The organism is Rhodanobacter sp. FW102-FHT14D06 (assembly GCF_043950705.1).
Taxonomy (GTDB): Bacteria; Pseudomonadota; Gammaproteobacteria; order Xanthomonadales; family Rhodanobacteraceae; genus Rhodanobacter.
The window spans coordinates 270,435-292,397 of the sequence record NZ_CP170722.1 but is presented as its reverse complement, the minus strand read 5'-3'; the positions used below and the strand labels follow the sequence as shown (position 1 = coordinate 292,397).

Annotated in this window: 15 protein-coding genes and 1 pseudogene; 5 read left to right on the top strand and 11 right to left on the bottom strand. The window is 67.9% G+C overall.

Translation table 11 applies throughout. The annotated features are described in order from the left end of the window. Positions 1–78 precede the first annotated feature (78 nt). Positions 79–417 (bottom strand): ComEA family DNA-binding protein, encoded by a 339-nt coding sequence (locus ACFCQI_RS01480; RefSeq protein ID WP_395119617.1) that lies wholly within the window; start codon positions 415–417, stop codon positions 79–81. Between the two features lie 219 nt (positions 418–636). On the opposite strand from ACFCQI_RS01480, the gene ACFCQI_RS01475 reads away from it, so the two are divergent. The 4 genes from ACFCQI_RS01475 (at position 637) to ACFCQI_RS01460 (ending at position 4,601) form a co-directional block, all read left to right on the top strand. Next, positions 637–2,052, top strand: a complete 1,416-nt coding sequence (locus ACFCQI_RS01475) for a M20 family metallopeptidase (RefSeq protein WP_395119616.1) — start codon at positions 637–639, stop codon at positions 2,050–2,052. Between the two features lie 120 nt (positions 2,053–2,172). After that, complete coding sequence (locus ACFCQI_RS01470) at positions 2,173–2,907, top strand: YggS family pyridoxal phosphate-dependent enzyme (protein ID WP_395119615.1); 735 nt, start codon at positions 2,173–2,175, stop codon at positions 2,905–2,907. Positions 2,908–3,089: 182 nt separating this feature from the next. After that, entirely contained in the window at positions 3,090–3,797 is a 708-nt protein-coding gene (locus ACFCQI_RS01465; protein WP_395119614.1) for a C40 family peptidase, read from the top strand. A 153-nt stretch (positions 3,798–3,950) separates the two neighbouring features. After that, positions 3,951–4,601 carry a rhomboid family intramembrane serine protease gene (locus ACFCQI_RS01460; RefSeq protein ID WP_395119613.1) on the top strand — a complete coding sequence of 217 codons (651 nt, stop codon included), beginning with the start codon at positions 3,951–3,953 and terminating at the stop codon, positions 4,599–4,601. A 69-nt stretch (positions 4,602–4,670) separates the two neighbouring features. Here the strand turns inward: ACFCQI_RS01460 and rapA are convergent, their stop codons facing one another. The 6 genes and pseudogenes from rapA to ACFCQI_RS01430 all read right to left on the bottom strand — a co-directional run bounded on the left by rapA (position 4,671) and on the right by ACFCQI_RS01430 (position 16,182). Beyond that, positions 4,671–7,511 (bottom strand): RNA polymerase-associated protein RapA, encoded by a 2,841-nt coding sequence (gene rapA, locus ACFCQI_RS01455; RefSeq protein WP_395119612.1) that lies wholly within the window; start codon positions 7,509–7,511, stop codon positions 4,671–4,673. Between the two features lie 70 nt (positions 7,512–7,581). Next, on the bottom strand, positions 7,582–8,262 hold the full coding sequence (locus tag ACFCQI_RS01450; RefSeq protein WP_395119611.1) for a Fe2+-dependent dioxygenase: 681 nt from the start codon (positions 8,260–8,262) through the stop codon (positions 7,582–7,584). A gap of 37 nt (positions 8,263–8,299) precedes the next feature. Next, positions 8,300–10,636 (bottom strand): annotated as a pseudogene (locus tag ACFCQI_RS01445) (catecholate siderophore receptor Fiu). 281 nt (positions 10,637–10,917) lie between these two features. Further along, positions 10,918–13,044: a M13 family metallopeptidase gene (locus ACFCQI_RS01440; RefSeq protein ID WP_395119610.1), complete on the bottom strand. Its 2,127-nt coding sequence runs from the start codon at positions 13,042–13,044 to the stop codon at positions 10,918–10,920. A gap of 210 nt (positions 13,045–13,254) precedes the next feature. After that, positions 13,255–15,381: a M13 family metallopeptidase gene (locus tag ACFCQI_RS01435; RefSeq protein WP_395119609.1), complete on the bottom strand. Its 2,127-nt coding sequence runs from the start codon at positions 15,379–15,381 to the stop codon at positions 13,255–13,257. Positions 15,382–15,504: 123 nt separating this feature from the next. Next, positions 15,505–16,182: a DUF502 domain-containing protein gene (locus ACFCQI_RS01430; RefSeq protein ID WP_395119608.1), complete on the bottom strand. Its 678-nt coding sequence runs from the start codon at positions 16,180–16,182 to the stop codon at positions 15,505–15,507. A gap of 116 nt (positions 16,183–16,298) precedes the next feature. On the opposite strand from ACFCQI_RS01430, the gene ACFCQI_RS01425 reads away from it, so the two are divergent. Then, positions 16,299–17,633, top strand: coding sequence for a M48 family metallopeptidase (locus ACFCQI_RS01425; protein ID WP_395119607.1), 1,335 nt, complete (start codon positions 16,299–16,301; stop codon positions 17,631–17,633). A 47-nt stretch (positions 17,634–17,680) separates the two neighbouring features. Here the strand turns inward: ACFCQI_RS01425 and ACFCQI_RS01420 are convergent, their stop codons facing one another. The 4 genes from ACFCQI_RS01420 to ACFCQI_RS01405 all read right to left on the bottom strand — a co-directional run bounded on the left by ACFCQI_RS01420 (position 17,681) and on the right by ACFCQI_RS01405 (position 21,911). Then, complete coding sequence (locus tag ACFCQI_RS01420) at positions 17,681–18,307, bottom strand: DUF4124 domain-containing protein (protein ID WP_395119606.1); 627 nt, start codon at positions 18,305–18,307, stop codon at positions 17,681–17,683. A gap of 93 nt (positions 18,308–18,400) precedes the next feature. Continuing rightward, the gene (locus ACFCQI_RS01415; protein ID WP_395119605.1) at positions 18,401–19,105 is read right to left on the bottom strand and encodes a glutathione S-transferase N-terminal domain-containing protein; all 705 of its coding nucleotides are present in this window, start codon (positions 19,103–19,105) and stop codon (positions 18,401–18,403) included. Positions 19,106–19,167: 62 nt separating this feature from the next. Then, positions 19,168–19,737, bottom strand: coding sequence for a nicotinamide riboside transporter PnuC (pnuC, locus tag ACFCQI_RS01410; RefSeq protein WP_395119604.1), 570 nt, complete (start codon positions 19,735–19,737; stop codon positions 19,168–19,170). After that, positions 19,734–21,911 (bottom strand): TonB-dependent siderophore receptor, encoded by a 2,178-nt coding sequence (locus ACFCQI_RS01405; protein WP_395119603.1) that lies wholly within the window; start codon positions 21,909–21,911, stop codon positions 19,734–19,736. The genes pnuC and ACFCQI_RS01405 overlap by 4 nt, the downstream gene beginning before the upstream one ends. Between the last annotated feature and the right edge of the window lie 52 nt (positions 21,912–21,963).

Sequence of the window (21,963 nt, the reverse complement as noted above, 5' to 3'; positions counted from 1 at the left end):
GCGTGGCGGCGGATGCGGCGCGCGAGTGTAGCGCAAGCGGTGCAGGGCGCGCACCGCTTGCGCCCGTCGCCGCCGGGATTACTCGCTGGCGGCCGTCTTGCCGCGTCGCGGCTTGGGTACGGCGGCGGTGTCGCTGCCGGCGGCGCCGTCGTCGGCGAACAGGATCGCGCTGCGGTTGCGCTCGATCGTGGCCTTGCCGATGCCCTTGACATGTTTCAGGTCGTCGGCCTTCTTGAACGGGCCGTGCGCCTCGCGCCAGGCCACGATGGCCTCGGCGCGGGTCGCGCCGATCCCGTCGAGCGATTTGGCGATGACCTTGGCATCGGCCTTGTTGATGTTGACCGGCGTGGCGGCGAACAGCAGCCCCGGGGCGGCGAGGCCCAGCGCGAGGGCGATGGCGGCGAGCTTGTGGAACATGGTCTTTCCTCCGTGAAATGGCGGGTTGGCGGGTGGGTCGCGGCGGTCGACGCCGCGCCCTCACCATGCGCGCCACCGCATGGCCGCGCAGCCGGACCCCGGGTTGCCCCGACGTGCGGCTTGCGCCCCCGCTCGTGTGGGCGACGGCCGCCCGCGACGTCGGTGCCGCCGCGGGTGCGCTGCTACAATGAGCGATTGTTCGCCACGTTGGAGTTGCCCATGGATACCAGCCGCCTGTCCCGTTTCGTCAGCGATTTGTGGGATGCGGAGATCGTGCCGCAACTGGTCGAATACATCCGCATTCCCAACAAGTCGCCGATGTTTGACAAGGACTGGGTGGCGCACGGCTACATGGATGCGGCCGTGAAGCTGATGGAAACCTGGGCGCGCTCCAAGCTCAGCCAGTTGCCGGGTGCCTCGCTGGAAGTGGTGCGGCTGGAAGGGCGCACGCCGCTCATCTACATCGAAGTTCCCGGCCAGGGCGACGACACCGTCATGCTGTACGGCCACCTGGACAAGCAGCCGGAGATGACCGGCTGGGCCGACGGCCTCGGTCCGTGGACGCCGGTGCTCAAGGGCGACAAGCTGTACGGCCGTGGCGGCGCCGACGACGGCTATGCGATTTTCGGCTCGCTGGCCGCGCTGCTGGCGCTGCACGAGCAGGGCATTCCGCATGCGCGCTGCGTGGTGATGATCGAGGCCTGCGAGGAATCGGGCAGCTACGACCTGCCGTTCTATGTCGACCACCTGGCTGCGCGCATCGGCAGCCCGTCGCTGGTGGTGTGCCTGGATTCGGGCTGCGGCAACTACGACCAGCTGTGGCTGACCACGTCCCTGCGCGGCATGACCGGCGGCAACCTCACCGTGCAGGTGCTGGAAGAGGGCGTGCATTCGGGCGATGCGTCCGGCGTGGTGCCGTCGAGCTTCCGCATCCTGCGCGAGCTGCTGTCGCGGCTGGAGGACCCGGTCACCGGCACGATCAAGCCGAAGGAGCTGTACGTCGACATTCCGGCGCAGCGCATCGACCAGGCCAAACTGTCGGCCGAGGTGCTGGGCGAGGACATCTACAGCAAGTTCCCGTGGGCCGAGGGCATGCAGCCGGTCACCAAGAACCTTGCCGAGCTGGTGCTCAACCGCACCTGGCGCCCGCAGCTGGCGGTGACCGGCATCGGCGGCATTCCGCCGCTGGAAAGCGCCGGCAACGTGCTGCGCCCGTTCACCGCGGTGAAGCTGAGCCTGCGCGTGCCGCCCACGCTCAACGGCGCCAAGGCCGGCGAGTTCGTCAAGCAGTTGCTGGAGAAGGACCCGCCGTACGGCGCCAAGGTCACGTTCACCCTGGAAAAGGACGGCTCGGGCTGGAACGCGCCCGCACTGTCGCCGTGGCTGGAGCAGGCGGTCAGCGATGCCTCGCAGCACTACTTCGGCGCGCCGGCCACCTACATGGGCGAAGGCGGCAGCATCCCGTTCATGGGCATGCTGGGCGAGAAATTCCCCAAGGCGCAGTTCCTGATCACCGGCGTGCTCGGTCCGCATTCCAACGCGCACGGCCCGAACGAGTTCCTGCACATCCCCACCGGCAAGAAGGTCAGCATGGTGGTGGCCGAGGTGGTGGCGAAGCACTTCGCGCAAGGCTGAGGGCGAGGAGTGAGTAGTGAGTAGTGAGGAGTGAGGAGTGAGAGATAGCCGCATCGCACGCGTCCGCTCATCTCTCACTCCTCATTTCTCACTCCTTATTTCTCCCGCGGAGTCCGCAAGATGACCACCCCTTCCCACCTCGCCGCCAACTGGTCCGATATCCGGCGCCGGGTGGACGAGGCCTGCCGGGCCGCCGGCCGCGACCCGGCCGAGGTATCCATCCTGCCGGTCAGCAAGACCTTCGGTCCGGAGCTGATCCGCGAGGGCGTGGCGCTGGGCATGCATCGCTTCGGCGAGAACAAGATGCAGGAGATCCGCGACAAGGCACCGCTGCTGGTCGACTGCGGCATCGCCTGGGTGATGATCGGCCACCTGCAGACCAACAAGGCAAAAGACGTGGCGCGGCTGGCCAGCGAAGTGCAGTCGCTGGATCGCCTGGAACTGGCCGAGGCGCTGGATCGCCGCCTGCAGCACGAGGGTCGGGCGATCGACGTGCTGGTGCAGGTGAAGACCTCCACCGAGCCCAGCAAATACGGACTGCCGCCTGAACAGCTGCCCGGCTTCCTTGACACCCTGCGCGGCTACGCCACCTTGCGCGTACGCGGCCTGATGACCCTGGCGATCCACTCCACCGATCCGGTCGAGGTGCGCGGCTGCTTTCGTCGGTTGCGCGAGCTGCGCGACCAGGCGGTTTTGCAAGGGCATGATTTGCCAAAACTTTCCATGGGCATGAGCGGTGATTTTCCGCTCGCCATCGCCGAGGGAGCGACCGAGGTGCGGATCGGCACCGCGATCTTCGGCCGGCGACCCTATCCGGACTCGCACTACTGGCCCGAGTCGTCAGATGGCAAGTAAATCCTTTTATTATCAGTAACTTGTGTCAAATGTGCGGTGCGTCCCGAAATACCGAAACGGCAGGGTTCACTTAACCTCAATCCAACATACGAGGGGCCCCGGCTTGGTATTTTCACGGCTCAGTCACGTCGTTGCCGCTTTGCGGTGATGGCCAACTCCGTGAATATCCGGGATTTTCCTGCATGCCAACCCAGCGATTGATCGTGCTTGCTGCGCTTGTGCCTGCGCTGCTGTTTTCCGGAACCCTTCGCGCCGCCAATCTCGACACTGCCTTCAGCGCATCGGCTTCCGTTAGCGTGGCCGCGCCGCTGCTGCAGCCGCTCCCCAGCTTCAGCCCGGCCGTTCGCCTGAGCCAGTCGGTACTGCCCGACAACGCCAGCGACCTGCTGCCCCAGGCGGCGGACACGCAGGCGGCTGCGGCCGAGCCGGCGATCACGACTGCCCGGACTCCGGAAGCCCGCGTCGCCACGCAGAACATCACCGACCTGCGCAAGGCATTGCTGGCCGCGGCGATGGGTCTGCGCGACATCCGCTACGTGCGCGGCGGCCGCAATCCGGCCACCGGTTTCGATTGCAGCGGCTTCGTGCGCTACGTGTTCTCGCACGCGATCGGCCTGCAGTTGCCGAGCACCTCCGCCAGCCAGTTCCTGGCCGGGGTCAAGATCAATCGCGCCGACATCAAGCCGGGCGACTTGGTGTTCTTCCGCACCCATGGCCGTCACCGCATCTCGCATGTGGGCATCTACATTTCCGGCGGACGTTTCATCCATTCGCCGAGCGCCGGCAAGTCGGTGGAAATCTCCAGCCTGGACGACGGTTACTGGGCCAAGCGTTTCGCCGGTGCCAAGCGGCCGGAGGCGATGGCGCTGGCTGCCAACAACAAGGGTTGAGTACCTGCACAGGTGCGTTCTGCAGCCGCCGCAAGGCGGCTTTTTTATGGCCGGCGCCATGGGCCGATCGGACCCCCGCGACATCGCCTGCATGGCGGCCGGGCGCGCGCGCCGTTACGCTTGGGGTCGAGCCCCTTCCCCCGGAACCGCCTGATGCCTCTTGATCTGCCGCCGGTCACGCGCAACCTGCTGATCGCCAACATCGTCGTCTACCTGCTGCAACAGTTCTTCGGCGAGGTCTTTCTGCAGTATTTCGCGCTGTGGCCGTGGGGGGGCGACCAGGTGTTCCAGACCACGCAGGGCCTGGCCTCGATCGGCTTTCGCCCGTGGCAGCTGGTGACCTACGCCTTCATGCACGGCGGCCTGACCCACATCGCGTTCAACATGTTCGCGCTGTTCATGTTCGGCGGCACCATCGAGCGCACCTTCGGCGCGCGCAATTTCATCATCTACTACTTTGTCTGCGCAGTCGTGGCGGCGGTGGCCCAGCTGATCGTGGTGCACTGGTTCACCCATGGCTTCTATCCCACGCTGGGCGCGTCGGGCGCGATTTTCGGCCTGTTGCTGGCCTTCGGCATGCTGTATCCGCACGAGAAGATGATGCTGATCTTCCTGCCGGTGCCGATCCCCGCATGGATCTTCGTGATCGGCTATGCGGCGGTGGAGCTGGTGCTGGGCGTGACCGGCACCCAGGCCGGCGTGGCCCATTTCGCCCATCTCGGCGGCATGGTCGGCGGCATCGTGCTGATCCAGTACTGGCGTGGCAAGCTGCCGATCAAGCCGCAGCGGCGGCTGATGCTGTAGATCCGGGAATCGGGGATCGCAAAGGCGGACGCGCCGGGCTGGCGGTGCCCGCCCGGCGTCGCAGGCGGGTCAGCGCAGGGCGAGGAAGTCGGCGCTGACGACGAAACGCACGGCGTCCAGTCGCAGCCGCGCTTGCGGCAGTGCACCGAGCAGGGCGTGGCGCTCGTCGGTGACGGCGGCGATTTCGGTGTCGCTGATCGATGGGTTCACTGTGCGCAGGGCGAGCAGCCGCGAGAGTTCGTTGTCCAGCGATTCGGTGGCGGCGGCCACGGCGTCGTCGATGTGCGCTTGCGCGCGCGTACTGGCCAGCGCTTCGGCGCGTTCCAGCATCGGCGGCACCAGCTTGCCGAGGAACTTGCGGTAGCGTGCCACCTCGATGTGGCGGTCGTTGGCCTTGCGCAGCGCCGTGTCGCTGGGCGTGAAGTCGGCGCGTTCGACCAGGCGGGTGTCCACGGTCACCACCAGCGGCGAGGGCGGCAGGAAACGCTCGGCGTCGAGCCGGCGATCGGCCACGCATTCGAGCACGTAAACCGCCTGCAGCAGTGCGGTCCGCGGAGCCAGCACGTCGTCGACCATGAAGGCGGCATTGCCCTGTTCGCCGGACAGCGCCAGATCCAGCGCACCGGCTACCAGCGGGAGGTCCAGCCGCAGCAGCGGCAGCTCCTCGCGCGACAGCGCCACCTCACGCGAGAACGTGACCGACTGCGGGCCTTCGGCGAAGCCGGGCAGGGCGTCGGTGGAGAGGTATTGCGGGTCGAGCAGCAGCACTTGCGCGCCGAGCTCCTCGGCGTGGATGCCGAATGCCTCCAGCAGGCGCTGCACGAAGGCGTCGCGGCCCGGATCATGGTCGTCGCGGCGGAAGGCCTGCTGCAATTCGTCGGCGTGCGGGTCGCGGCTGGAAGCGAGTTCCAGCAGGTGGTCGCGGCCGCCGCGGATGAGTGCCGCCATCTGCTCGTGGCTGGCGCGGGTTTCGGCGAGCAGGGCGTCGAGTTCCTGATCGCGGTTGTCGTCGCCGCGGGCGTGCTCGTCCGCCAGGCGGGTCAGCGGCTCGCCGTAGCGGCGCAACAGTTCGCGGCCGTCGGCCGGGCTGAGGCGGAACGCGTCGACGCCTTCGTCGTACCAGCGCGCCAGCACGTGCTGGGCGCTGTCGGCCACGGCGAGGATGTGGATGGCGATGTCGTGCTTCTGGCCGATGCGGTCGAGCCGACCGATGCGCTGTTCGAGCAGGTCCGGATCCAGCGGCAGATCCCACAGCACCAGCCGGTGCGCAAACTGAAAGTTGCGGCCTTCCGAACCGATCTCCGAGCACAGCAGCAAACGCGCGCCGTCGGGCTGGGCGAAATAGGCGGCGTTGCGGTCGCGCTGCACGATGCTGAGACCTTCGTGGAAACGCGCCACGCCGACGCCGCTCTTCGTGCGCAGCGCTTCTTCCAGCGCCAGCACCTTGGCCTGGCTGCGGCAGATCAGCAGGAACTTGTCCTGCGGATGTTTCTCCAGCAGGGCGATCAGGGTATCGATGCGCGGGTCGGTGGCGTAGTCGACCTCGATCAGCGCCGGCGGCTGCTGGATGTCGGCGTGGAACTCGGCCAGCAGCGCCTGCCGTGTGCTGTCGTCGACCGTGTCGGCGTCCAGCAGGTGCCATTCGGGCAGGCGTTTGGGAAAGCCGCCGACGCCGGCGCGGTTGTTGCGGAACATCACGCGACCGGTGCCATGGCGGTCGATCAGCGCGGCCAGCAGTTCGCGCGCATGGGCCGGCCTGGTGGAATCGGCCAGCAGTGCGGTGAGCGTCGCATCGCCGTGGAAGGCCTCGGTGAGCGCGGCGTGCTGGCCGGCATCCAACGGCTGGCCGTCGAGCAGGCGGTCGGCGATCTTCGATAGCGCCTGATAGGTGTCGGCCTCGGCCAGATAGCCGTCCAGATCGTGGTAGCGCTGCGGATCGAGCAGGCGCAGGCGGGCGAAGTGGCCGCTGCGTCCGAGCTGTTCCGGGGTGGCGGTGAGAAGGATGACGCCGGGGATCGCCGCGGCCAGTTGCTCCACCATGGTGTAGCGCGGGCTGGCGGCTTCCGGCGACCAGGCCAGGTGATGCGCTTCGTCCACCACCAGCAGGTCCCACGGCGCGTCCAGCAGTTGCTGCGTGTATTTCGGCGAGCTTTCCAGGAAGCCGAAGTCGGCGATCACCAGTTGCTCGTCCTCGAACGGGTTGCCGGCGTCGCCGGATTGCTCCAGGGCTTCGCAGCGTTCCTCGTCGTAGATCGCGAAGCTCAAGTTGAAGCGGCGCAGCATCTCGACGAACCACTGGTAGACCAGCGTGTCGGGCAACAGCAGCAGCACGCGCGAGGCGCGGCCGGTGGCGAGCTGGCGCGCGACGATCATGCCCGCCTCGATGGTCTTGCCCAGTCCCACTTCGTCGGCCAGCAGCACGCGCGGCGGGCGGCGCGCCGAGGCGATGCCGGCCACGCGCAGCTGGTGCGGCACCAGTCCGATGCGCGCGGCACCCAGGCCCCACATCGGCGAACGGCGCGCCTCGGCGCGCCGCTTCAGACCCTCCAGGCGCAGCTCGAACTGCGCCACGCTGTCGGTGCGCCCACCGATCAGGCGGTCGTCGGCCTGGCTCACGCTCTGTTCGTCGTCGAGCTGGCCTTCGTGCAGTTCGCGGCCTTCGCCGCGGTAGATCAGCAGCTCGTCCTTGATCTCGACGCGCTCGACCAGGAACGCGATGCCCTTGCCGGCGACGCGCTGGCCGGCGCGGAACTCGGCGCGCAGCAGCGGCGCCGAGTCGATCGCGTAAGGGCGCAGCACGCCGGCCTTGGCGAACAGCACCTGCACGCCGCGTCCTTCGACGCGCAGCACGGTGCCGAGGCCAAGCTCGGGTTCGGCGGAGGAGATCCAGCGTTGACCGGGTACGAACATCGTGCAGCCATCGGCGTCGGGGGTCGACGATTATCCGCCGTGCGCCGCGCCGAGGGAACCGCTGCGACGATCAGGTGACGGACCACTGCCGCAGCAGGTTGTGGTAGACGCCGGTGAGTTGCAGCACGGCGGCGTGGTCGGCGCCGGTGCGGGTCAATGCCTGGACCGAGGTGTCCAGCTCGAACAACAGCCGGCGCTGGCTGTCGTCACGCACCAGGCTTTGCACCCAGAAGAACGAGGCCACCCGCGCGCCGCGAGTCACCGGGGCCACCCGGTGCAGGCTGCTGGACGGGTAGACGATCAGGTCGCCGGCCGGCAGTTTCACCTCGTGCTCGCCGTAGGTGTCGCTGACGATCAGTTCGCCGCCCTCGTACTCGTCCGGTTCGCCGAGGAACAGCGTGCACGAGACGTCGCTGCGCATTTGCCCGCCGCCATCGGGGAGGGCCATCACCGCGCCGTCGACGTGGAAGCCGTACTGGCCGCCGTCGGCATAGCGGTTGAAGCGTGGCGGCAGGATGCGCAGCGGCAGCGTGGCGGCGTGGAACAGCGGTTGCGCGGCCAGCGCCGCCAGCACCGTTTCGCCCAGTTGCCGACGCAGCGGCGAGGCGTCAGGCAGTTGCTGGTTGTGCTTGACCCGCGCGCCCTGCGCACCCACCGTTTCGCGGCCGTCGACCCACGGCGCCGCGTCGAGCGACTCGCGCATCCGCCTGATCTGTTCGGCGCTCAGTACACCGGGAATGTGCAGCAGCATGGGTCACCCGCGGGAAGTGGTGGCGTGGGTCGGCGGGTCAAAAGCGCAACTGCGCGGTGAGCATCGCCGAGCGCGGCATGGCCGGCGTGTAGCGGTAGCCGCTCTTGTTGATCGCCGCGATGTAGTGCTTGTCGAAGACATTGTAGACATTGAGCTGCAGGTCGAGGTGCGTGTTCACCTCGAGGCTGGCCATCGCGTCGAATACCCAGTAGCCGCGGGTGAAGGCCGGCGTGCCGACCGCGCCGTCGCTGCCGCGCTTCATCCCGCCGGCATGGCGTGCGCCGCCGCCGAGGGTGAGGTTGAACGGCAGCCGGTATGTGGTCCACGCGGTGAACGCGCTGGTCGGCGTGTACGGCAGGTCGGCGGAGCCGTCGCTGGTCACCGCGCTGCCGCGGATGACCTTGGCGTCCATGCGGGTATAGCCGGTGCTCACCGCCCAGCGGTCGGTGATCCTGCCGACCGCGCCGATCTCCACGCCTTGCACGCGCTTCCTGCCGACCTGGTAGTACAGGCCATCGGTCGGGTCCTGCACCAGGTCGTTGCTGACCGTGGTGCGGTACAGCGCACCGGTCAGCAGCAGCCTGTCGCCCAGCACGCTCCACTTCGTGCCCAGCTCGACGGTGCGCGCGCGCTGGGGGTCGAGGTCGGGATTGTCGGCACTGTTCGACGCGTTGCTGAGGGTAAGCGTGTTGCCGCCCGGTGGCTCCTGCGACATGGCGAAGTTGGCGTAGATGCTGCCGGCGGCGACGGGCTTGAACAGCACGCCGAGTTTGTAATTGGGCAGGTTGCCGGAGAGGCGCGCGTCCACGCTGGGCAGCACCGTGCCGGCCGGGTGACTGCCGCAGGCCGGGCCGCGCCGGCCGCCGCAGACGTCGGTGCTGACAAACCGGGTGCGGTAATGGTCCAGCCGCGCGCCGGCGTTGAGTTGCCAGCGCTCGCCGAATTTGAGCGTGTCGAACAGGTAGGCCGCGACGGTATCGGTCTTGCCGTTGCCGTGGGCGCCGTTGCGGGCGTAGGCCAGGCCGCCCTGGTCGGGGTCGGGCCGGTACAGGTTCGCCGGGGGCCAGGTGCTGCCGGAGAGCGGGGCAATGCCCTGCGTCGCGGCTTGCTCGCGGCTGAGCTCGATGCCGGCGCTGAGGTCGTGGCCGACCGCGCCGGTGTCGAAGCTGGCGGTGAGGTTGGTCTGGTTGGTGAGGATGCGGTTGGTCTGGTGCTTGAAGGTCGGGTTGCTGCGCGCCACCGTCCAGGTCGAGGGGTCATCCGGGTCCGGCGTCGACAGGTGCGCCGCGGTGGCCGTGAACGAGGTGAGCAGGTAATCCTGGTGCGTGCGGCCCCAGCGCAAGGTGTCGTGCACGGCGAGGTGGTCGGAGAAATCGTGTTCGACGATCGCGGTGAACATGTCGACCTGCACGTCATCGTGGTCCTGCCGGGTGCCGTAGAAGTTGTGCGGGTCGACCGCAGCGGCGTCGGACAGGAACGGCCGCGTCGGATCGGGACTGGCGTAGCCGGGCAGGCCGATGGTGGAGACGCCGCCATCGGGCACGTTGTCGTGCTTCACGTGCAGGTAGTCGAGATAGATCCGGGTGGCGCTGCCCAGGCCGAGGCCCAGCGACGGCGCCACGCCCCAGCGGTTGTTCTGCACCCGGTCGCGCCCCGGCACGCCGCTGTCCTGGCCCATCACGTTGAGGCGGAAGGCAGCGTCTTCGCCGATCGCCTGGTTCCAGTCCGCGGTGGCACGTTGCTGGCTGGCGCTGCCGTAACCCAGCGAGCCGGAGATGGCGTTGTCCAGCTGCGGGCGCTTGCTGACCATGTTGATCGCGCCGGTCGGCGCGGTGCGGCCGTATTCGGTTCCGTCCGGGCCCTTGGTGACTTCGATCTGCTCGATGTTGAACACGTCGCGCGAGACCGAGCCGAGGTCACGCACGCCGTCGACGAAGATGCTCCCTGAGCTGTCGAAGCCGCGCATGTACATCGTGTCGCCGGTGCTGGTGGCGCCGTTTTCGCCGGCGTAGAAGGTGCCCACGCCGGGGCTGTTGCGCAACGCCTCGGAAAGCGTGGTGGCGCCTTACTGCTGGATCAGGTCGCGGCCGATGACGCTGATGGTCTGCGTGGTGTCCAGCAGCGGCTGGGTGAACTTGTGCGATGAGAGCTCGTCGATGCGGTAGTCGACGCCGGCGCTGCCTCGCACCTGCACGCGCGGCAGGTTGCGCGCCTGCGCGACCAGCGGGGCGTCCGCGGCAGCCGCGTCGGCGGGCGTGGCGGCATGCGCGGGGGCGAGGGCCAGGCTGCCGAGGAGGGCGGTGGTCAGCAACCCGGGCGCCATCGCGGGGAGGGCGCGGCGGGTGGGGTGTTTCCTGCTCTTGATCGGGCTCATGCGGGGTCCTGTGCGTCGTGTGGAATCAGGCCGGTCCCCGTCCCGCACGCGCGACAGCCATCGCCGTCGATCGAATGGAGTGACGGCGATGGCCGTGAAGGCGCACACGATATTGCCAATGAGAATGATTTGCAATAACTCATCGAGGCAACAAGGCCCATTCGCCAACGACAGGCATCACACAGCAAGAGGCCCCGCAGCAGCGTGCGGGGCCTCGTGTTTCCTGCTTGTCGATGTTCGGCTGCGGCGGCGAGGCGTTGCGCCTGCCGCCGCGCCGGCGGTTACCAGATCTTCACCTGCTTGTCGGCCGGGCGAACCATCGCGTCGCCGGTCTTGCACTGGAACGCCTGGGCGAACGCCGGCATGTTGGACGGCGCGCCGATCGCGCGGAACTTCATCGGCGAGTGCGGATCGGCGTTGAGGTAGACCATCTGCGCCTTGTCGCGGATGCTGCCACGCCACACGCGCGCCCAGTTGAGGAAGAAGCGCTGATCCTCGGTGTAGCCGTCGATCTTCTGCGTGGCCTCGGCCGGCTGATTCTTCAGCGCGGTCTGCAGCGCGTCGTAGGCGATGTTGAGGCCACCCAGGTCGGCGATGTTCTCGCCCAGGGTCAGCTTGCCGTTGACGTGCAGGTCCGGGTGGTCGGGCAGTGGCGCGTAGTTGTCGAACTGGTCGACCAGCTTCTGCGCGCGCTCGTCGAACTGCTTCTTGTCGGCGTCCGTCCACCAGTTGTCCAGGTTGCCGCTGCCGTCGAACTGGCTGCCCTGGTCGTCGAAGCCGTGGCTGGCCTCGTGGCCGATCACCGCGCCGATGCCGCCGTAGTTGATCGCGTCGTCGCCCTTGGCATAGAAGAACGGCGGCTGCAGGATCGCGGCCGGGAAGTTGATCGTGTTGTCGGTGGGGTTGTAGTACGCGTTGACCGTCTGCGGCGTCATGAACCATTCCTGGCGGTCGGTCGGCTGGCCGATCTTGGCGATGTCGTAGTCATGGTCGAACTGCTGCGCCGCCTCCATGTTGGCGAAGTAGTTGTCCGCGGTGATCTTCAGGCCGTCCCAGCTGCGCCACTTTTCGGGATAGCCGATCTTGGGCAGGAAGGTTTCCCACTTGGCGATCGCCTTGGCCTTGGTTTCGTCGCTCATCCAGTCGAGGTTCTGGATGCGCGCCTTCAACGCGTTGCGGATGTTGGTGACCAGTTCCTCGGCACGCTGCTTGGCTTCCGGCGGGAAATACTTGGCCACGTACAACTGGCCCAGCGCCTGCCCCATGGCATCGTTGACCGCGCTCAGCGAGCGCTTCCACTGCGGTTTCTGCTCGGGCTGGCCGCGCAGGGTCTTGTCGTAGAAATCGAAACGGGCGTCGACGAACGGCTCGGACAACACGTCGGCCGCGCCGGAGATCGTGTGGGCGGTCAGATAGGCCTTCCACTGGGCCAATGGCGCGCTGGCCAGCAGCTTGTCCATTTCGGCGAAGAACTTCGGCTGCGAAAGCGAGAAGCCCTTGTCGATGGTGACGCCCTGCGCCTTGAAGAAATCGTTCCAGTCGAAATGCGGAGTGACCTTGTTCGCCTCGGCCACGGTGACGAAGTGGTACTGGTTCTCCGGCTTGCGCATCTCCACCCGCGGGATGGAGTGCCTGGCCAGCTCGGTCTCGAACTTCATGGCCAGGTCGGCCTGGTTGGCCGCGTCCTTGGCCGGCGTGCCGGTGAGCTCGAACAGCTTGGCCAGGTATTTCACGTACTCGGCGCGCACGTCCTTGTACTTGGCATCGGTGTAGTAGTCCGGGGTGGGCAGGCCCAGGCCGCCCTGCACCGCGTAGGCGATCTGCATGCTGGCGTTCTTGTAATCCGCGCGCGCGCCGAAGCGGAACACCGCGCTGTCGCCCTTGGCGAAGGACTGGTTGAGCCAGGCGGGGATGTCCTTGTTCGACTTCAGCGCGTCGATCTTCGCCAGGTAGGGCTTGAGCGGCTCGAAGCCGGCCTTGTTGCGCGCGTCCATGTTCATGCTGGAGCGGTACAGCCAGCCGATCTTCTGCTCGATCGAACCGGGCGCGGCGCTGTCGGCGTTCTTGTCGGCCGCGTCGACCAGCGCGTGCTGGTCGGACAGGCTCTTCTCGCGCAGCAGGTTGAACGAGCCCCACACGGTCTGGTCGGCCGGGATCGGGTTGGCGGCGATCCACTTGGCGTTGACGAACTGGTTGAAGTCGGCGCACGCCTCGGCGGCCTGGCCCAGCTCGCTGATGTCGAACACGCTGGGTGCTGCCGCCGTGACGGCGCTGCTGGATGCGGGGGCCGCGCTGGCTGCGTCGGCCGGAGTCGCCGGCGTGCTGGCAGGTTCCTGCTTGCCGCACGCGGTGAGCGCCAGCGCGGCGCTGACGGCGAGCGCGAGCGGTTTCAGAAGGGTCTTGGTCATGCGGATTGCCTCCATGGATGGTTCGCCCGCAGGCGTTGCGTGGGTGTCCGGATGGCCGGTGTTCGACGGCCGGCAAGGCCGTGGCCATGCCGATTCACGCTAGGCCAAACGTCATGGGTCAAACAGTGTCAAAGGTCAGGGGCCGGCATGCAAAAGGGCCCCGCATTCGCATGCGGGGCCCCGGTTCTCAAACGGCTGCGACGAGCGCGGTTACCAGATCTTCACCTGCTTGTCGGCCGGACGCACCATCGCGTCGCCCGGCTTGCACTGGAACGCCGCCGCGAACGCCGGCATGTTGGACGGCGCACCGATCGCGCGCAGCGGGGCCGGGGCGTGCGGGTCGGTGTTCAGCCGCAGCAGCGCCTGCTGCTCGCGGATGTTGCCGCGCCACACGCGCGCCCAGTTGAGGAAGAAGCGCTGGTCCTGGGTGTAGCCGTCGATCTTCTGCGTGGCTTCGGCCGGGTGCTGCTTCAGCGCCACCTGCAAGGCGTCGTAGGCGACGTTGAGGCCGCCCAGGTCGGCGATGTTCTCGCCCAGGGTCAGCTTGCCGTTGACGTGCGCGTCGGGTTTGTCCTTGATCGGCGTGTAGTCGTTGAACTGCTGCACCAGCTTGGCCGTGCGGGCGTCGAACTTGGCGCGGTCGGCCTTGCTCCACCAGTTCACGTTGTTGCCGGCGCCGTCGAACTGGCTGCCTTCGTCGTCGAAGCCGTGGCTGGCTTCGTGACCGATCACCGCGCCGATGCCGCCGTAATTGATCGCGTCGTCGGCCTTGGCATCGAAGAACGGCGGCTGCAGGATCGCGGCCGGGAAGTTGATCGTGTTGTCGGTGGGGTTGTAGTACGCGTTGACCGTCTGCGGCGTCATGCCCCATTCCTTGCGGTCGGTCGGCTTGCCGATCTTGGCGATGTCGTAGTCGTAGTTGAACTTCGACGCTGCTTCGAGGTTGGCGTAGTAGTTGTCCGGCACGATGGTCAGGCCGTCCCAGCTGCGGAACTTGTCCGGGTAGCCGATCTTGGGCAGGAAGGTGTCCCACTTGGCGATCGCCTTGGCCTTGGTTTCGTCGCTCATCCAGTCGAGGTTCTGGATGCGCGCCTTCAGCGCGTTGCGGATGTTGGTGACCAGTTCCTCGGCGCGCTGCTTGGCCTCGGGGGTGAACTCCTGCTTGACGTACAGCTCGCCCAGCGCCATGCCCATCGAGCTGTTGACCGCATTCAGCACCTGCTTCCAGCGCGGCTTCTGCTCCGGCTGGCCGGAGAGGGTCTTGCCGTAGAAGGCGAAGCGGTTGTCGCGGAACGGCTTGCTCAGCGCATCGGCGGCGCCGTCGATGGTGTGGAAGCGCAGGTACGCCTGCCACTGGCTGGCCGGCGCGCTGGCCAGCAGCTTGTCGAACTCGGCGAAGAACTTCGGCTGCGACAGCGAGAAGCCCTTGTCGATGGTCACGCCCTGGGCCTTGAAGAAGTTCTCCCAGCTGAAGTGCGGGGTGATCTTGTCCGCTTCGGCCACGCTCACGAAGTGGTACTGGTTTTCCGGCGTGCGCAGCTCGACCGGCGCCAGCGAGGCGGCGGCCAGGCTGGTCTCGAATGCCATCACTTCATCGGCCTGCTTCTTGGCGTCGGCGGCGGACACGCCGGTCAGCTCCAGCGTCTTGGCGATGTAGTCGAGGTAGGCCTTGCGCAGGTCGGCATGCTTCGGGTCGGTGTAGTAGTCCTTGGTGGGCAGGCCCAGGCCATCCTGGAAGGTGTAGCCGATCTGCGTTTCGGCGTGCTTGAAGTCGGCGCCGGCGCCGAACTGGAACACCAGCATGTCGCCCTGGGCGAAGCTCTTGTCGAGGAAGGCGGCCACGTCGTTGCCGTTCTTCAGCTGATCGATCTCGGCCAGCTTGGGCTTGATCGGGTCGAAGCCGGCCTTGTCGATGGCGGCTTCGTCCATGCCCGACTTGTACAGGTTGCCGATCTTCTGCTCGATCGAGCCGGCGGCAGCCTGGTCGGCGCCCTTGGCGGCGTTCTCGACGATCGTGTGCTGGGTGTTGAGGCTGTCCTCGGCCAGCTTGTCGAACGCGCCCCAGCGGGTGCGGTCGTTCGGGATCGGGTTGGCGGCGACCCACTTGGCATTGACGAACTGGTCGAAGTCCGTGCACGCCTCGGCCGGCGCACCCAGCTCGCTGACGTCGAAGATGCTCTTGCTGTCGACGGCCGCGGTGCTGCCCGCGGCGGCCGGTGCGGTGCTGGCGGTCGGCGCCGGTGCATCGGCCGGGGTGGCATCCTGCTTGCCGCAGGCGCTCACGGTCAGGGCCAGGCTGACCGCAAGGGCCAGGGGCTTCAGGTACTGCTTGGTCATGGATATCCCTCGATGGGTGGATCTGGACGGTTTGAGGTTGCGGACATGGCCGCGCGCAAAAGGCTCCCCGGGCGCGCGGACGCAGCCGTTCACGCTAGGCCAATCGACAGGGGCCAGACAGTGTCAAAGGTCAGGGGGTGAGGGGCTGAGGGCGTGCCGGACCGGCGCGGCCGGCAGGCTGTCCGGCGCCACCGCGCCGCCGGAAATGATGAAGGCCATGGCCTGGTCCATGGTCCAGTCGGTGGGGACGAGCTCGTCCACCGGCACCAGTTCCAGATAGCCGCCGGTGGGGTTGGGCGTGGTCGGGATGTACACCGCGGCGATCTCCCGGCCACTGCCTTCCTCGATCATCACCCGGGTCACGAAGCCCACCACTTTCATGCCGCGCCGCGGAAAGTCCACCAGCACCACGCGCTGCATGCCGCTGGGCTTGTTCTGCAGTACCGCCATCAGCTTCTTGGTGCCGCCGTAGATGGTCTGCACCAGCGGGATGCGCGCGAGCAGGTTGTCGAAGGCATTGAGGAAGCGCTGGCCGATCACCCGGTTTGCCACGAAGCCGAGCAGGTACAGCGAGCCCAGCGTGATCAGCAGGGCGGCGATGTAGGTGAGCCATTCCATCTTCAACGACTCGGCGGCACGCGGTGCCACCAGCGCCAGCGTGCCGAGCAGGGCCTCGACCATCGGCGCGCCGATCCCGGCCAGCACGCCCAGCACGAAATTGAATACCAGCCAGGTCACCCACAACGGGATGAAGGTCAGCAGGCCGGTCAGCAGATAGCGTTTGAGGCGGAGCGGGGGCATGGATCGATCCGGCGGGTCGTGTCCCGCATTGTAGGCGACCGGCGCGGCGACGGGCGTGGTGGCGGGCTTCCGGCGATTGGGTTAGCGTGCTGGCTCCACATGGGGATGGGGGAGTCATGAAGAAGCTGATCGGCGTGCTGCTGCTTGCATGGTTTGTCGTCGGCGCGATCCACGCGCAAGCAATACCTTCGTCCACCGCAGCGGCCCCGGCGCCGGCGGTTTCCGCGGCGGCGGCGTTCGACGCCGATGCTGCCACCCAGGCCTACATGGCCGAGCTGACGCCGGCGCAGCGGGCCAATTCCGATGCCTACTTCGAGGGCGGTTACTGGCTGACCGGCTGGGATCTGCTGGTGGCCCTGGGTGTGGCGTGGCTGCTGCTCGGCACGCGGCTCTCGGCGCGCATGCGCAACCTCGCCGAGCGACTCACCCGCTGGCGCTGGCTGCAGACGGCGATCTACGCGATCCAATACATCGTGCTGACGACCGTGCTGACCCTGCCGTGGGCGCTGTACGAAGGTTATTTCCGCGAGCACCAGTACGGCTTGTCGAATCTGGGCCTCGGCGGCTGGCTGGGCGAGCAGGCCAAGGGGCTGGCGGTGGGGCTGATCTTCGGCACGCTGGCGCTGGTGCTGATCTATGCGGTGATCCGGCGCGCCACGCGCACCTGGTGGTTGTGGGGCGCGGGGGTGGCCATCGTGTTCGTGATGTTCATGGCCACCATCGCGCCGGTCTACATCTCGCCGCTGTTCAATACCTACCAGTCGCTGCCGGAGAGCCCGCTGAAGGAGCAGGTCCTGTCGATGGCGCGCGCCAACGGCATCCCCGCCTCGGACGTCTACTGGTTCGACGCCTCGCGGCAGAGCAAGCGCATCAGCGCCAACGTCAGCGGCATGTTCGGCACCACCCGCATCAGCCTCAACGACAACCTGCTCAAGCGCAGCTCGCCGGAAGAGATCAAGGCCGTGCTCGGGCACGAGATGGGCCACTACGTGCTCAACCACATCTACAAGGGCATCGTGTTCTTCGGCGTCATCATCGTGATCGGCTTCGCCTTCGTGCGCTGGGGCTTCGGCTGGGCGCAGCGGCGCTGGGGCGAACGCTGGCAGTTGCGCGACGTGGGCGACGTGGCGGGCTTGCCGCTGATCGCGGCGCTGTTCGCGATCTTCATGTTCTTCATGACGCCGGTGAACAACACCATCACCCGCAGCATGGAGGCCGAGGCCGACGCGTTCGGCCTGAACGCGGCACGCCAGCCGGATGGTTTTGCGCATGTCGCGGTGCAGTTGTCCGAGTACCGCAAGATGCATCCCGGTCCGGTCGAGGAGTTCCTGTTCTTCGACCATCCCAGTGGCTGGCAGCGCATCCATCGCGCGATGGTGTGGAAGGCCGAGCATCTGGACGATCCGGGGGTTCGCCGCCAGGGTGCCGACATACCGCAAGCGGCGCGCTGAATCGGGCGCCTGCGCGCCTCAGCGGCGGCGGTGGTCCGGATGCGGCCTCAGCACTGCACCCGGCCGCCGGCGAGTTGCGTGCACGGCTGGTAGGTCAGCGGTGGGGGCGGCGTCCAGCGATGGCCGTGATCGCCGTCGTGGTCGTGCGGGCGGTGTCGATACGGCGGCGCCGGCGCCCCCCAGTAGAGCGGCGCGTAGTCGTCCACCGGCTGGGACAACGCCTCGCGATACTGGTCGTTCTGCTGGCGCAGGGTGTCGTTCTCGACCTGCAACTGGTTGCGCTCGGCCTCCTGGTCGAGCTGCGCCTGCAGGCGCGCGGCATCCTCGCGCTGCTGCGCGGCGAGGGCCTCGTCGTAGCGGCGTTGTTCGGCGTCCTCCTGCGCCTGCCGATAGGCGGCCACGCGCTCCTCGTACAACGCGTCGAGATGGCGCGCGTGGGCGTACTGCCTGGCGAGGTCGTGCTGGCCCAGGCGCAGGTAGCGGTCGATCACCTCGCTGTCGTCGGCCTGGTGCAGCAGCTGGCCCTTGCCGTCGGCACAGGGGTGATCGGTATAGGCTACGCCGCCGCCGGCCTGCGGGCACTTGTAGATGTTCTGGGCGCCGGCCGCCGGGGCCAGCAACCACAAGGCCAGCGCCAGGCCGGGCAGCAACGATGAGGCGATCGAGTCGTTCATGGTGATGGCCACTTTGCGGCAGCGCGACTGGATGCCGCGTGACTGGAAGCTTGCCTCCGGCGCGTACCTTCGTCCAGCCCGCAGGCGCCCGGTTCAGCCGCGCCGCGGGATCTGCAGGCCGCGCGCCACCGCCGGCCGCGCCATGCCGCGCTCCAGCCAGGCGGGCACGTGCACGAGGCGGTCGTAGTCGACCAGCTCGCGCGCCTCGTAGAAGGTGATCAGGTTGTTCACCCAGCCCAGCGTGGCGATGTCGGCGATGCCGTAGTCGTCGCCCATGATCCAGTCGCGGCCCGCGAGGCGAGCCTCGAGTACGGCGAGCAGTCGTTTCGATTCGTTGGCGTAGCGCTCGCGCGGGCGCTTGTCGGCGATCTCCCTGCCGGCGAACTTGTTGAAGTAACCGAGCTGGCCGAACATCGGGCCGATCGACGCCATCTGGAAGAACACCCACTGGATGCACTCCCAGCGCCGCGCGGGTTCGGCGGGAATGAAGCTGCCGGTCTTGTCGGCCAGGTACAGCAGGATGGCGCCGGATTCGAACAGCGCCAGCGGCTCGCCGCCGGGGCCGTCGGGGTCGATGATCGCGGGAATCTTGCCGTTGGGGTTGATCGACAGGAACTCCGGCGTGTGGCTTTCGTCGTTGGTGATGTCGACCAGGTGCGGCTCGTACGGCAACCCGGTTTCCTCCAGCATGATCGACGCTTTCACGCCGTTGGGCGTGTTGAGCGAATACAGCTGGATGCGTTCGGGGTGCCGCGCGGGCCAGCGCGCGGTGATCGGAAAACGGGACAGGTCGGGCATGCTGTTTCGTCCTGGTTGCGGAATCGCCCATTGTGCCCCGACGGGCACCGTGTGCCGTGAAATCAAGCCGCCGCAGCGGCGCGCCCGGCTTGCCGCCACGCGCGCAAGCCGATCGCCGCCAGCACCACGAAGCCGGCGTAGAGCACCGAGGTGATCAGCAGGTGCTTGTAGATGTATTCGCCGACATAGATCACGTCCACCGCAATCCACAGCCACCACGCCGCGATGTGGCGGCGGCCCTGCCACCACTGCGCGACCAGGCTGAAGGCGGTGAGTGCCGCGTCCAGCCAGGGCAGCGCGGCATCGGTCCACCGATGCATCGAATAGCCGAGCAGCAATGCCGCGACGGTACCGATGGTCAGGTGGACGATCGCCTGCATCAGCGGCAGCGGGGCGAGCTGGACGCGACCGTCGTCGTCCAGGTTCTGCAGCCAGCGTCGCCAGCCGTAGACGATCAGGCCGGCGAAGGCGAGCTGCAGCAGGGCGTCGGAATACAGCCTGGCGTCGATGAAGATCCAGCCGTAGACCAGCACCGACACCAGCCCGACCGGCCAGCACCAGGGCCGCCGCCTGGCGGTGAGCCAGACGGCCCAGGCGCTGATCAGCGCGCCGGCGAGTTCGATCCAGATCACTGGAAGTCGTAGCTGACGGAGAGCCGCGCCAGCCGCGGCGCACCCGGGAACAGGTAGCGATCGCCGCCGGCCGAGCCGGTGTCGCGCCAGTAGAAGTGGTTGAACACGTTGTCCACCGACAACCGCCAGGTCAGCGCGTGGCCGCGCCACGGCGTGGTGTAGCGCAGGCCGGCGTCGAACACGTCGTACGACGGTACGCGCACGGCGCCATCGGGCGTGGCGACGTTGGCCGATGCGTGGCGCCAGCCGCCGAGCAGGCTCAGTGCCGGCGCGGACGGCAGGCGGTAGTCGAGGAATACGGCGGTACGCAGGCGCGGCACGTTGGTCAACTGGTGGCCCTCGTACGCGGGGGTGCCGCTGCCTTCGGCGCGGGCCTGGATGACGCTGGCGCTGGCGATCACGCGCAGGTTGTCGCCGAGCCGGCCGTTCGCGCCCAGCTCGACACCCGTATGCACTTCATCGCCTTGCTGCACGAAGGTGAATCCCTCGGGCGTGCCGTCCGGCCGGGCGAACTGGCCGGGCTGGTGGATGCGGTAGAGCGCGCCGCTCAGCGCCAGCGCATCGGTGGCCTGCAGCTTGACGCCGGCTTCGAGCTGGCGCGACAGCCGCGGCCCCAGCGTGCTGCCGCCGTTGCTGGTCCAGTACGGCGCCTCGATGCCCAGCGACAGGCCTTCGCTGTAGCTCAGGTATACGGTGGTCGGTGCGTTCGGCTGCCACAACACGGCGGCCTGCGGCAACGCCTTGCGCAAGCGGGTGGTGCGCTCGGGCGCACCGCTGTCGTCGTAGCTGCGCTCGTGCAGGCGTGCCAGTCGGGCGCCGGCGATCAGCTGCCAGCGCTCGCCCAGGTGCACGCGATCCAGCGCGAACAGTGAATGCTGCCAACTGGCGAGCCGGCGCACCGAAGGGCCGGGCTGGTTCGGCGAGGGCGCGAAGATGGGTGGGTCGGCCTGGTCGATGTTGCCGGTGCCGACGTAGTCGTAGACATAGGCGCGGCGGTCGATGGTGCGGCGGAACGCGCTGGCGCCGAGGCTCAGCTCGTGGCTCAGCGCGCCGGTGGCGAAACGACCTTCGAGCACGGCGCGGGCCTCGTCGCTGACGCGGGTGTCGTCGGGGCTGCGGAAATCATAGATGTCGTAGTCGCCGTTGGGCGCGAAGAACCAGCCGGGCACGCTGCCGTCGGCGCATTCGCTGGCGTAGAAGCAGCCGTAGGCGAACGCTACGTTGTCGTCGATCACGCTGCGGCTGTGGCCGCCGGCGAAGCGCAGGTGCCAGTCGTCGCTGAAGGCATGCTCGATGCGCACGCTGCTGTTGGACGACTGGATACCCACCGGCTGCTGCCACGGCTGATAGCCCAGCATGCGCGTGGCGTCCGGGTGCGCCGGCAGCGTCGTGCCGCCGAGCAACTGGTAGCCCGACACCGAACGCTGGCCGCTGGTCTGGTAGTTGCCGTCCAGCTCCAGCGTGGTGCGCTCGCTGATCTTCCAGTCCGCCGCCAGCGCCAGCATGCTGCGTCGGCCGTTGGCGTGGTGCACATACGAATGGATGTCCTCGTGGGCCGCGTTGACGCGCACGCCGAACTGCGGCGTGAGCCAGCCGCCGACGTCGACTGCGACGTGGCGCGAGCCGTGCGAATCGGTGCCCAGGGTGACGCTGCGCACGTCGGCCGGCCGCTTGCTGACGTAATTGACCACGCCGCCGGGCTCCATCACGCCGGCTTCCAGGCCAGCCAGGCCTTTCAGGATCTGCACCTGCTGCACGTCTTCCAGCGGCACCTTCTGCTCGCCGGCGATGGTCAGGCCGTTGCTGCGAAAGCCGGTAGCGGGGTCCAGCACGTAGCCGCGGATCGCGATGTCCTGGTAGTAGCCGACCGGCGCGTAGTTGTCGCCCAGCGCGGCATCCTCGCGGGCCAGTTCGCTGAGCGTGCGGATCTGCCGGTCGTCCAGCTGCTGGCGCGCCACCACGGTGATCGACGCCGGCGTGTCGTGCAGCGTGGCGCGGCCGTAGCTGTCGAGGCCGCTGTCGCGCGGGTGCTCCGGCGCCTGTCCGCGCACGTGCACGGTGGCCAGGTCGACGGCCTGCGGGGTATCGGGTTGCGGGGTGGCGCTGCCGGTGGCGGCCGCGCCGTTGGCGGCAAGGGCGGCAAGCAGGGCCAGGGCGAGGGGAGTGCGGGTCATCGTCGTCGTCTTCGGGTAGCGGACGAAGCGACGGCGAACCGGTACGTTCGCG

Bases quoted from the DNA above. Each gene is read 5' to 3' on its own strand.
- ACFCQI_RS01480 (WP_395119617.1), bottom strand. From the start codon at position 417: ATGTTCCACAAGCTCGCCGCCATCGCCCTCGCGCTGGGCCTCGCCGCC.
- ACFCQI_RS01475 (WP_395119616.1), top strand. From the start codon at position 637: ATGGATACCAGCCGCCTGTCCCGTTTCGTCAGCGATTTGTGGGATGCG.
- ACFCQI_RS01470 (WP_395119615.1), top strand. From the start codon at position 2,173: ATGACCACCCCTTCCCACCTCGCCGCCAACTGGTCCGATATCCGGCGC.
- ACFCQI_RS01465 (WP_395119614.1), top strand. From the start codon at position 3,090: ATGCCAACCCAGCGATTGATCGTGCTTGCTGCGCTTGTGCCTGCGCTG.
- ACFCQI_RS01460 (WP_395119613.1), top strand. From the start codon at position 3,951: ATGCCTCTTGATCTGCCGCCGGTCACGCGCAACCTGCTGATCGCCAAC.
- rapA (WP_395119612.1), bottom strand. From the start codon at position 7,511: ATGTTCGTACCCGGTCAACGCTGGATCTCCTCCGCCGAACCCGAGCTT.
- ACFCQI_RS01450 (WP_395119611.1), bottom strand. From the start codon at position 8,262: ATGCTGCTGCACATTCCCGGTGTACTGAGCGCCGAACAGATCAGGCGG.
- ACFCQI_RS01440 (WP_395119610.1), bottom strand. From the start codon at position 13,044: ATGACCAAGACCCTTCTGAAACCGCTCGCGCTCGCCGTCAGCGCCGCG.
- ACFCQI_RS01435 (WP_395119609.1), bottom strand. From the start codon at position 15,381: ATGACCAAGCAGTACCTGAAGCCCCTGGCCCTTGCGGTCAGCCTGGCC.
- ACFCQI_RS01430 (WP_395119608.1), bottom strand. From the start codon at position 16,182: ATGCCCCCGCTCCGCCTCAAACGCTATCTGCTGACCGGCCTGCTGACC.
- ACFCQI_RS01425 (WP_395119607.1), top strand. From the start codon at position 16,299: ATGAAGAAGCTGATCGGCGTGCTGCTGCTTGCATGGTTTGTCGTCGGC.
- ACFCQI_RS01420 (WP_395119606.1), bottom strand. From the start codon at position 18,307: ATGAACGACTCGATCGCCTCATCGTTGCTGCCCGGCCTGGCGCTGGCC.
- ACFCQI_RS01415 (WP_395119605.1), bottom strand. From the start codon at position 19,105: ATGCCCGACCTGTCCCGTTTTCCGATCACCGCGCGCTGGCCCGCGCGG.
- ACFCQI_RS01405 (WP_395119603.1), bottom strand. From the start codon at position 21,911: ATGACCCGCACTCCCCTCGCCCTGGCCCTGCTTGCCGCCCTTGCCGCC.